Source organism: Actinotignum timonense, assembly GCF_900155575.1.
GTDB classification, from domain to species: Bacteria; Actinomycetota; Actinomycetes; order Actinomycetales; family Actinomycetaceae; genus Actinotignum; species Actinotignum timonense.
The window spans coordinates 1-1,436 of record NZ_LT706982.1 but is presented as its reverse complement, the minus strand read 5'-3'; the positions used below and the strand labels follow the sequence as shown (position 1 = coordinate 1,436).

General features: G+C 57.3%; 1 protein-coding gene. It reads right to left on the bottom strand.

Going from position 1 to position 1,436, the window contains the following annotated elements; all coding sequences use genetic code 11:
• Positions 1–28: 28 nt before the first annotated feature.
• On the bottom strand, positions 29–1,105 hold the full coding sequence (locus CZ322_RS09740) for an IS110 family RNA-guided transposase (RefSeq protein WP_087070276.1): 1,077 nt from the start codon (positions 1,103–1,105) through the stop codon (positions 29–31).
• Positions 1,106–1,436 lie beyond the last annotated feature (331 nt).

Here is a 1,436-nt window from a genome sequence, read left to right as displayed (position 1 = left end):
CCCCGTCAAGTGACGCTTCTATATGTTGTCAAGAGGCAAGTACGGTTTCCTCGGCACGCATATGCCTGGTCAAGAGGCGATACACCCGCCGGGCCAGGTAGCGTTTAAGCACACGTATAACCTCGCGTTTCGTTTTCCCCTCACCAAGGCGCTTTTCCACATACGCCCGGGTTTCCTCATCCGACCTCATACGCACTAACACCGCCATATGTAAAGCATAATTCAACGCCCGATCCCCACCCCGACTAAGCCGATAACGTACCGTGTTACCCGAACACGCCGGAATCGGACACACACCCGCTAGGGAAGCGAAAGCCGCCTCACTACGAACACGCCCAGCATGGGAAAACGAGACAATGATCTGCCCGGCAGCAAAAGGCCCTATTCCCGGTAAATCAAGTAAAAGCGGGGCCACTAGCTGGACAATCATCTTGATCTGCCCCAAATTCTCCTCCAGACACTTTCCAAGGTCGAGGATACTTTGAGCCCAACGCCGGGCTTCTTGCTTAGCGATCACCATCTGGATATCCTCACCAGGAACATTCTCTAACCTAGCCAGGCCGCTAATCTGGGCGGTAGTGAGAGGCCGGCGGGCATCCACCCCCACATCGATTGTCCGCACGAGTGCGGTTAGGGCGTTTATTTGCGCGGTTTTCGTGCGTGTGAGTTGGCGCCGGCTTGCCATGAGGATACGTAAGGCTTCACGCTCTGTGCCTTGCCTGGGGATGGTCAGGGCGTTTTCCTCGAGTTTCAAGGCCCGCCAGGCGATGTGGTAGGCATCGATCTTATCGGTTTTAGGTTGGTAGCGGCCCTTCCCGTCCGGGCGGGGTGCTTCCACCACGGTATAGCCCTTGCCTTGAAGGAAACGGGTGAGGGTGGCCCCATACGAGGCAGTGCCTTCCACCACGATAAGCACATTAGCGGTGTCCTTAGTGGCGTGTTTCGTGATCCAGGTGGCGGCTCGGGTATGCCCGGGCGTGGTGTTCGCGAAGGCCTGGTTGATGACCTCGATGCCGGTGGGGCATTCCAGGATGGAGAACACGTGTTTTTTCGCGTGGGTGTCCACCCCGATGACGTATGTGTAGTGGTGTGCGACAATTGCCATGTGGATACAGCCCTTTCTTGGTTGTGTCTATCGGGTGTCTGTCCCGGCGCCCTGGCGGGAGTTCGTTTTCCTTTTCAGGGTTGGTTCATCGGCATCACTGTGGAGAGTCACACTCTTGGTGGACGTGCTTCTAATCAGGCCAGTATGAACCGGCCGGGACAGGCCATAGCCATGGTGGCGGCCATGTCACTTCCAAGACACTCCCGCGTGTTTTCCAGGCTGTTTAGGCCTGGTGCGGGCAGGTCAGCGCGTAAGCGGGGCACGCCACCGTGGCTATGATCTATCCTGCCAGCCGATCCCAGATCAGCTACACACAAGTCTCACAGCGCGT